An 8928-nucleotide genomic window follows, 5' to 3' on the forward strand; every position below is an offset into this window, starting at 1 on the left:
ATAGTGGGTCAGACCACTACCTGATTTTTTATATTTTGCACTAAATGACGCATTTTTGTCATAAATATTTGATAACGAATAGAAATCAAGGGAGAAAATATCTCTAAAATACGAACTTATGTTTGATAAGGGTGTTACACTATTTCATGAATGTAACAAGAATGGCTAAAAAAGCGGAATTTTCGAAAAAATAATCGTTTTTTAGCCATTGAAAAAATTTTTTTCGAATTTTTCCAAAAAAATTTAGTCGAAATTGGTAAAAAAGAGACGTTTTTTGTCATAAAACTTATAAAAGGTAAGAACAGCGAGATTGCGGGCTTTAGTTTAGATAGCTGGGATTTTAGTATAAAAGAATTGTTACTAAATATTACGAAATGTAACAAACATTACACAACTTCCATTTTAGGTAAAGATTTTGGTACTTTAATGTCATAATCAATCCGTATACTATTCATTGTTAGCTCGCAAGGAGCTAAAAAGCTTTGAGCTTTTGGATGTTATTAGAAAAATAGATATTTAAATTTGAAAACATATAAGTAGAAGAATTTTACAGGAGTGAATATATTTTATGAATTTAAATAAAGTTTTATTATCAGCCGCAACAGTCGTAGGTTTTACCGCTGCTACAGCAGCTGCTGCAAATGCAGATACAGTGACAGTTAATGCCGGGGATACACTTTCACACATTGCATTACGTAATAATACAACAGTTGAAGCTCTTCAACAATTAAACAACTTAGAAAACATCAACTTGATCTTCCCAGGTCAAAAGATCGAAGTTGGCGGTCAAACACAAACAGTTGAACAAACACCAGTTGTAGCTGCTCAACCAGCACAAACAGCACAAGCTGATCAAACTCAACAAGTGGCGCAAGCCCAAGCAAAAGCAGCAGTTGAAGCTCAACAAGCAGCTCAAGCCCAAGCAGTTGCTCAAGCTCAAGCTCAAGCTCAACAAGCAGCCCAAGCAGCCGCAGTTCAACAAGCAGCTCAAGGTCAAAGCTACACAGTTGCTCAACAACCAACAACAAATACAACCGGTAATGGTGACGAAGCAGCAGCGCGTGAATGGATCGCAGGTAAAGAATCCGGTGGTTCTTACACAGTAACAAATGGTCAATACATCGGTAAATACCAATTATCTGCTTCATACTTGAACGGTGACTACTCAGCAGAAAACCAAGAACGTGTTGCTAACAACTACGTATCTTCACGTTACGGTTCTTGGACAAACGCTAAGCAACACTGGTTACAAAACGGTTGGTACTAAGATAAAACAATTATAAATTTTGAAAGACTAGGGTCGCCCTAGTCTTTTTGTGTTATTTTTAAAGTTTCACTAAATGAGCTTAATTTTCATGAAAATCAATATGGAAAGTATTATAATTTTAAATGATAAAATATTTAGTAACTTGAGGTGAGAATATGCGGCTTTCAACAACGCTAATTATTATGTTGGTATGTTTGTTTGGGCTGTTGATGATCATTAGTGCGGTCAATATGCACGAAAAAGAGTCGATCATAATGAAAGTTATCTTATTTGTTATTGGTGTTTTGGCACTGCTGGTCGGTGGATATCTTTTGATTCGCGGAGTTTTATTAGGGTAAGATAAAACAAATTATTTGGTCTATAAAGTATAATGTGGTAGTGTTAGTGTGAAAGGCGATTATTAATTTGGAGGGATCTGTATGGAAAAAGAATTTGATTTGACACAATTAGCACAATATGACGGGCAAGATGGACGTCCGGCTTATGTTGCGATCGACGGCATCGTCTATGATGTTACTGCAGTCCCTGCTTGGAAAGGTGGCAAGCACCACGGGAATACAGCTGGTAACGACCTTAGTGATGTGATCACACATGCTCCCCATGAAAAAGCAGTCCTAACTAAATTACCTAAAGTCGGTACGCTAAAATAATACTAAAAAAGGAAGGTTTTAAGCCTTCCTTTTTTAGTATTGAAATTAGGCCCAATCACCATTTCTAAAGATCGGGGCTTTTGTACCGTCAGCACGGATACCGTCAATATTCATATCGGCTGAGCCCATCATGAAATCAACGTGGATCTGACTAAGGTTTAGTCCAGCAGCCGCTAAAGCTTCATCATCCATCGTAGTTCCGTCTTGGATACTGAAAGGATAGGCGCTTCCCAATGCTAAATGGTTGCTGGCATTTTCATCAAATAAGGTGTTGAAAAAGACGATCCCGGAACGTGAGATCGGTGAGGGATCAGGGACAAGCGCTACTTCGCCAAGAGAGCTAGCTCCAGCATCAGTTGCGATCAAGTGCTCTAAGATATCTTGGCCTGATCTAGCTTCGATCTTAGTTACATGACCAGCCTTAAAGGTGAACTTGATGTCTTCTAAGATATTGCCCGCGTAGCTAAGTGGTTTAGTCGAAGTGACATACCCGTCGATGTGATCTTTATCAGCCGCAGTGAAAACTTCTTCAGTTGGCATATTAGCCATAAATTCGATCCCATCACTGCTAAAGCTGCCAGCACCTTCCCAAATATGATTTTTAGGTAATCCAATAGTTAAGTCGGTCTTGGAAGAAGTGTAGTGAAGGGCTACGAATTGTTCATCATTGAGCCATTTAGCTTTATTACGCAAGGTTTGATCGTGTTCTTGCCAAGCTTTGATCGGGTCTTTTTGATCGATCCGACAAGTCTTAAAGATCTCCTCCCAAAGTCGGTCGACAGCTTCGGTATCACTTAGGTCAGGGAAAACTTTTTTAGCCCAAGCTACGTCTGAAGCAGCAACGACAGTCCAGGTAAGGTCGTTGTTTTGGGTCGCTTTACGTACATTTAAAAGGGCTTTTCCCATCGCAGCCTGATTTTTAGCGATCCGTTTGGCATCGATCCCACTGAAAGCATCGGGATCTTCGGAGATCACTGAGATCCGTGCGGCATGCTTAGAAACGATATAATCCGCTTCAGCATTTACATATGTGGGAATATTTTCGAGGCGTTCTTCTGAAGCGTGGGCTAAAAATTGGCGACTAGTGAAGGTATCATTCCATTTAACGATAACTTCATTTGCTCCGGCAGCGTAGGCCTCTTTGATGAGCAAATGAGCTAATTTTTGTTGAGTTACTGAGATATATAGGGCAACAGTTTGTCCAGGTTGAATGTTGACGCCTGTTTTTATGATCAAGTGAGCATATTGGGCGAGTTTATGTTCGAAATTTGCAATGGTCATAAAAATTCCTCCTTATTTTTATCTATAATACCATAAGTAGCTTGGATTAAGGTATAATTAAATTTTTGTTTGAGCTTAACAATTGTTATAATTAAGATGAAATCCAAACCTTTTAGGAAGTGATGTATGTGAAAAAGCTTAAAGTGATGCCGATTTTTGGAACTCGTCCAGAAGCGATCAAGATGGCACCACTGATTTTAGAATTAAAAAAACGTGCGGCTGAATTTGAGACTGTTGTTACTGTGACAGCTCAACACCGCGAAATGTTAGATCAAGTGCTTGAGATCTTTGAGATCACGCCTGACTATGACCTTGATGTGATGCAACCAAATCAGACGATCACAACGATCACGACTAATGTGATGAATCGTTTAGAAGAAGTGATCCAAGCAGAAAAACCAGATATTGTCTTGGTCCATGGTGATACGACAACGACCTTTGCTGCTAGTTTAGCGGCTTTTTACAATAAAACTGCGATCGGTCATGTTGAAGCTGGTCTACGGACTTGGAACAAGTACTCACCTTATCCCGAAGAGATGAATCGGCAGTTGACCGATGTTTTGAGCGATCTGTATTTTGCACCGACTTTGCAAAGTAAAGAAAATTTATTACAAGAAAATCATCCCGTAGATCAAGTTTATGTGACGGGAAATACGGCGATCGACGCCTTAAAGCAAACGGTTGCTCAAGATTATCAACATGATATCTTGGAAAAAGTTGATTTTTCTAAAAAAGTTATTCTAGTAACGATGCATCGCCGGGAAAATCAAGGTAAACCGATGGAACAAGTCTTTAAAGCGATGAAAGATGTTGTGAATAAACATCCTGATACTGAGATCATTTATCCTGTCCACCTCAGTCCGACTGTACAAAAATTAGCCCATGCTGCGTTTGATGATGTTGAGCGGGTCCATTTGATCGCACCGTTAGATGTTGTTGATTTTCACAATTTGGCAGCACGGTGTCATTTTATCATGAGTGATTCGGGTGGAGTCCAAGAAGAAGCCCCATCATTAGGTAAGCCAGTTTTAGTCTTGCGCGATACGACCGAACGTCCAGAAGGGATCGCAGCTGGAACGCTCAAATTAGTCGGGACTGAATACGAAAATGTCAAGCAAGAAATGACAGTATTGCTAGAAGATGAAACACAGTACCAACAAATGGCCCAAGCTAAAAACCCATATGGTGACGGGCAAGCTAGTCGCCGGATCTTAGATGCGATCGCCTATCACTTTGGGCAGTTGGCTGACCGCCCACAGGATTTTAGTTGATAAAAAAGCTATGCTAAGTGAATAATAAGGGACCTATCGTGATAATGAGCACGATAGGTCCCTTATTATTTATCCGGTCAGTGTATTCGTTTATTTTTTAGAAATGTAAAAAGCCCTAAGCTAGCATATAATAAAAGCCCTAGTACTGATAGTAAAGCTCCAAGTTTAAGACCAGGTAAGTGGTAAGTAAAGGTCACCTGGTGTTTTCCTTTACTTAAGGTCGTACCGATAAAAGCTTGGTTAGTCTTGATGACGGTACGTTTTTTACCATCGACTGTAACTTCCCAACCTTTAGAGTAAGGGATCGAAGACGTCAAGATCGCTTTTTGAGTGGTAGTGATATTACCGCTAACACCATTTTTAGTCAATTTAACATCTTGTAAAGCTTGTCTTTGGATTTGTTGGACTTGCTTATCATAGCTAGTTCCCAGCTTTTCAACGTAGATCTTTAATTTGAAACTATATGTCCCCAGTTTTGAGGGCGTCAAAGTCAAACTTGAAGGTAATTCTTTGAAATATCCACTGTTCAAAGTACCTTGAGTAACAGTTTTATAAAATGACAAAGCGTTTTGTTTAGGCTGGAAGAGTTTTTCTTGCCCAAGGTCGGAAGTTACACTAAGTGAAAAACTGTTGTCTGGTGAACCTTGTAGGATATGGTAACGGAAATATTTGTAGGAACTTAGAAGTTCATTTTTCGCTAAGATCCCCTGGGTCAGATCATTTGTTTGCTTGCGTTTTTCCAAAGCTAGTTGCTCACTAAAAGTGAAAGGTGTGTATTTGATCTGAGAAAAGTCAAAATGTAATTCGCCGGCACCATACTTTTCAGGTTCTTCTAACACGATCTGGTAGGTCTCATCGCTATCTTGTTTTACAAGGTCTTTGGGTGAGACGACTGTTCCACGGCTTGAGATCAAACGATAAGGGATCTCAACGACTTCAGAATTGACGGTTGCTGTAGGATAATTTTTAGCCAGTTTATCATCAACAACGACACCTAAAGCTAAGGCCCGTTCACGTTGTGTAGGATTTAATTGCTCAGCGCTCGAAGCAGCTATTGCTTTAGATTGCAAATATAGCAAGGGAAAAGCATTTTTTGTCTGGTAAAGCAAAGTTTGTTGATCTTTTTTACTATTTCCATTTGGATCAGTGATCTTTTGGGTCGTCTTGGAAAGCTCATAACCATAAGGCACTTTATTGGCGTTAGGGTAGTTGAGCAAAGCAAAAAGATAGCGTACGCCTAAGAAATTGTTCAATACCGTGCGATCAGAAACTTGCCCCAAAGGAATGTTAGCTTCATACTGCGAGTTTTGCATCACATTTGAAAAATCGCCTAAGGACTTAGTTTGAAGTGAGTAGTATGAATTGATCGAATAGAGTTTAGAATCTAAAACATTGTAAAGATGGTAGTCTGAACCCAATTCATAATTCTTACTCAAAGTCGAGATCCGATAAAAATCACTTTGGGGATCGGGCAACGCTTTATCTAAACCAAAGAAACGCTCATTTTTTAAGGTCTTATATGCACCAGTAGGTAACATTTCTGTCGCATAGCCACCGTTGTAAGGCGCTTCAAAGTAGACTGCATTAAAGCAGACGTTAGCGATCAAGGCCCATAGTAATAGGTGCGCTGGTAATTTTGAACGGATATTTTGCATATTTGAAGCGATCAAAATACTCCAAAAGATAAATAAAAAGACGATCGGGATAAAGAGTTTTTCATCATTTTGGAATAGATAAGTCACGCTAATATATGCTACATAAAGTAGTAGGCCATACGTAAAACTTTTCAAGGTTTTTTGGGTGAGTTTGTGGCTATTTTTTATCAAGCAACAAACTGCTAGGGCCATCGGTAAGCACGTTAGTAAAGTCCAGCGATTCGAAGGTGCAAGCATCCCGTTAAAAACAGCGCCGAAAAATGGAAAGAGCAACATGATAAAACTTAGCAAAAAGCTTCCAAATAATAGGGGATATTTTTTGCGTTCACCTACTATATAAACGAGCGCAAAAAAAGCTAAGCTCGCAAAACCAAGTGCGCTCCAAAAGTAAAAATCACGGTTAGCTCCATTGATCAGCTGACTTGGTAGCGCTAAGTAGTAATATGGCGGATAAAGAGTCAATCCATTAGCAAATGCGCCCCCTGAACGAGTCGAATTTTTAACAGCTAAGATCTCAGGGATAAGCATGATGCTGGCACACAGCAAACTAGTCAGCGTCGCTATTCCTAAATTGAAGATGACTTGGAAAATATCTTTAGGATAATAGAGCTGACGATAGTGTGTTAAAAAGCGTAATCCTAAGTAGATCATAGCGCCGATCCCTAAGACATAGGCAAAGTAAAAGCTACTGATCAGCATCCAAGTAAAAATTAGGATCAAAGGTAAGTAAGAACGTTTTTGTAAAACAGCCTCTAAAGCCACGATTATCAACGGAAAGAGGATAAACGGGGTCGTAAAGAAGGGCTGAGCGACATTTGAATAGAGCAAAAAGGCATTAAAGAGATAGACCAATGCTCCAGCAACGATCGTCAAACGTCCAAAGTCAAAATGCTTAGCTAGATAACAAAAGGCTAATCCTGCACAGTATAACCGCAAGATGATCGTCAATTGAAAAGCTAAAGCCAGCTGACTTTTAGGGAAAAGTAAAGCAATATAGGTGAAAATATCTCCAATATTATAGTAGGAATAGACCTGAAAAGCATCACTTCCCAAACCAAAGTTCCATGCCCACTGGGTTATTCCCTGACTAGGGTCCTTGAAAAAGTTTAAGACGAGCTGGCGATACTGTTCCAATAAGGGTAGATGCTGATTAGCACCATCTAAATGCCAAATCAAGGCGTGTCCAGTTATCAAATAAGTTCCATAGACAAAAAATGAAACCAATAGGAAGGCCAAAGTATAGGTCAGATATAGATGTTTTAACTGTTTTTTCTCAAAAGAAAAATTCAAAGCAGTCACCTCAGATCAGTTTTTTGTCATGGATCTAACTTTAAGCATTGACAGCTTTTGCTAAAGCTTTGGCAAAATCATCCAAGCGTTTGATATCTTCATCACTATCAGGTGCTAAATTGATCTTAACGCTTTGTGCGCCCTGTTTAGCTCCAGCATTTGCTAAAGCTTGTCCAAATTTATCGACTGCTAAGCCAAAATATTCGCCATAGAAAGTATCACCAGAGCCAGCCACACCGTAAACTTTGCCAGTTAGATCGACATCAGCTAGTTCTTCATAAAAATCGATCCCTTCATCAGGCAGTGAACCTTCATCGTAAGTATACGGGCAGACTACACAGAGATCGACTTCTTCAAAATCAGCTGGATCGGCTTGTGAGATCTCTTCGACTTCTACATCCATTCCATTTTCTTCAAGTGCTTGTGCGATAATATCTGCAATATCTTCATTGTTGCCAGTGATCGTGGCAAAGACAACTTTAGCTGTAGCCATAAAATTATCCTTCTTTCATATTTAATGTTTAGTTACAAGGACTATTATACCAAAATTGATGACAAATATTTTCCCAGAAAGGATAAGATATTTAAAAACTCAAATGATAAAGGTATAATGAAAGGGTCAAAGAATTTTATGAAGGGAATTTAGATATATATGATCACATTAAAATCACCACGCGAGATCGAAGCAATGGCAAAATCTGGTGCGATCCTTGCTGGGATGCATGTAGGTTTGCGCGACATCATCAAACCAGGGATCTCGAGTTGGGATATTGAAGAATTTGCTAGAAAGTATTTTAAAGAACATGATGCAGTTGCTGCTCAAATCGGATTTGAAGGCTATGAATATGCAACTTGTGTCAGTGTTAATGATGAGATCTGTCATGGTTTCCCACGAAAGAATCTGATCTTAAAAGAAGGCGATCTCGTCAAAGTCGATACAGTAGTAGACTATCATGGAGCTTTTAGTGATTCTTGCTGGAGCTATGTAGTGGGCAAAGCGAACCCAGAAGTTGAACGCTTGATGGAAGTGACAAAAAAAGCGATGTATCTTGGGATCGACCAAGCAAAAGTCGGTAATCGGATCGGCGACATCGGGGCTGCGATCCAAAAATACGTCGAAGAGGAAAATGGTTATGGCGATGTTCGTGAATTTATCGGCCATGGGATCGGGCCAACAATGCATGAAAGCCCTAATGTACCACATTATGGTGAAGCTGGTAAGGGCGTTAGATTGCGTGAAGGGATGACGATCACGATCGAACCAATGGTCAATATTGGTGACTGGCGTGCTGATATGAGCGATCCAGATGGATGGGTCGCACGTACTGCTGATGGGAGCTTGTCTTGTCAATATGAGCATACGATCGTGATCACTAAAGATGGTCCTAAGATCTTGACCTCACAAGATCCAGACATCGATGCAAAATATTTATACCGTCCATAGCCAGAGATCAAAGGACGCCTCAAAATTTGCTAGCAGTTATTTCTACGGAGTAAGACGCAATTTTTCGCAC

General features: G+C 39.7%; 8 protein-coding genes. 5 read left to right on the plus strand and 3 right to left on the minus strand.

All coding sequences use genetic code 11. The annotated features are described in order from the left end of the window. Nucleotides 1-568: 568 nt before the first annotated feature. From apf to LMU01S_RS09055, 3 genes are all read left to right on the plus strand, one after another. Nucleotides 569-1267: an aggregation-promoting factor gene (gene apf, locus LMU01S_RS09045; protein ID WP_056959162.1), complete on the plus strand. Its 699-nt coding sequence runs from the start codon at nt 569-571 to the stop codon at nt 1265-1267. A gap of 155 nt (nt 1268-1422) precedes the next feature. Then, nucleotides 1423-1605: a hypothetical protein gene (locus tag LMU01S_RS09050; RefSeq protein ID WP_056959161.1), complete on the plus strand. Its 183-nt coding sequence runs from the start codon at nt 1423-1425 to the stop codon at nt 1603-1605. Nucleotides 1606-1686: 81 nt separating this feature from the next. Next, a complete protein-coding gene (locus LMU01S_RS09055; protein WP_056959160.1) occupies nt 1687-1917 on the plus strand; it encodes a cytochrome b5 domain-containing protein in 231 nt (76 codons plus the stop codon). Nucleotides 1918-1962: 45 nt separating this feature from the next. Here LMU01S_RS09055 and LMU01S_RS09060 read toward each other — a convergent pair whose 3' ends face one another. Continuing rightward, entirely contained in the window at nt 1963-3198 is a 1236-nt protein-coding gene (locus LMU01S_RS09060) for an aminopeptidase (protein ID WP_056959159.1), read from the minus strand. Between the two features lie 128 nt (nt 3199-3326). On the opposite strand from LMU01S_RS09060, the gene wecB reads away from it, so the two are divergent. Beyond that, complete coding sequence (gene wecB, locus LMU01S_RS09065) at nt 3327-4469, plus strand: non-hydrolyzing UDP-N-acetylglucosamine 2-epimerase (RefSeq protein ID WP_056959158.1); 1143 nt, start codon at nt 3327-3329, stop codon at nt 4467-4469. A gap of 77 nt (nt 4470-4546) precedes the next feature. Here wecB and LMU01S_RS09070 read toward each other — a convergent pair whose 3' ends face one another. Then, entirely contained in the window at nt 4547-7414 is a 2868-nt protein-coding gene (locus tag LMU01S_RS09070) for a YfhO family protein (protein ID WP_056959157.1), read from the minus strand. 40 nt (nt 7415-7454) lie between these two features. Continuing rightward, nucleotides 7455-7907 (minus strand): flavodoxin, encoded by a 453-nt coding sequence (locus tag LMU01S_RS09075; RefSeq protein ID WP_056959156.1) that lies wholly within the window; start codon nt 7905-7907, stop codon nt 7455-7457. A 159-nt stretch (nt 7908-8066) separates the two neighbouring features. Here LMU01S_RS09075 and map point away from each other — a divergent pair, with 159 nt between their 5' ends. Beyond that, nucleotides 8067-8858: a type I methionyl aminopeptidase gene (map, locus tag LMU01S_RS09080; RefSeq protein WP_056959155.1), complete on the plus strand. Its 792-nt coding sequence runs from the start codon at nt 8067-8069 to the stop codon at nt 8856-8858. Nucleotides 8859-8928: the final 70 nt, after the last annotated feature.

Source organism: Ligilactobacillus murinus DSM 20452 = NBRC 14221 (assembly GCF_001591685.1).
Classification (GTDB): domain Bacteria; phylum Bacillota; class Bacilli; order Lactobacillales; family Lactobacillaceae; genus Ligilactobacillus; species Ligilactobacillus murinus.

Coding starts and splice junctions, on each gene's coding strand:
- apf (WP_056959162.1), top strand. CDS start 569: ATGAATTTAAATAAAGTTTTATTATCAGCCGCAACAGTCGTAGGTTTT.
- LMU01S_RS09050 (WP_056959161.1), top strand. CDS start 1,423: ATGCGGCTTTCAACAACGCTAATTATTATGTTGGTATGTTTGTTTGGG.
- LMU01S_RS09055 (WP_056959160.1), top strand. CDS start 1,687: ATGGAAAAAGAATTTGATTTGACACAATTAGCACAATATGACGGGCAA.
- LMU01S_RS09060 (WP_056959159.1), bottom strand. CDS start 3,198: ATGACCATTGCAAATTTCGAACATAAACTCGCCCAATATGCTCACTTG.
- LMU01S_RS09075 (WP_056959156.1), bottom strand. CDS start 7,907: ATGGCTACAGCTAAAGTTGTCTTTGCCACGATCACTGGCAACAATGAA.
- map (WP_056959155.1), top strand. CDS start 8,067: ATGATCACATTAAAATCACCACGCGAGATCGAAGCAATGGCAAAATCT.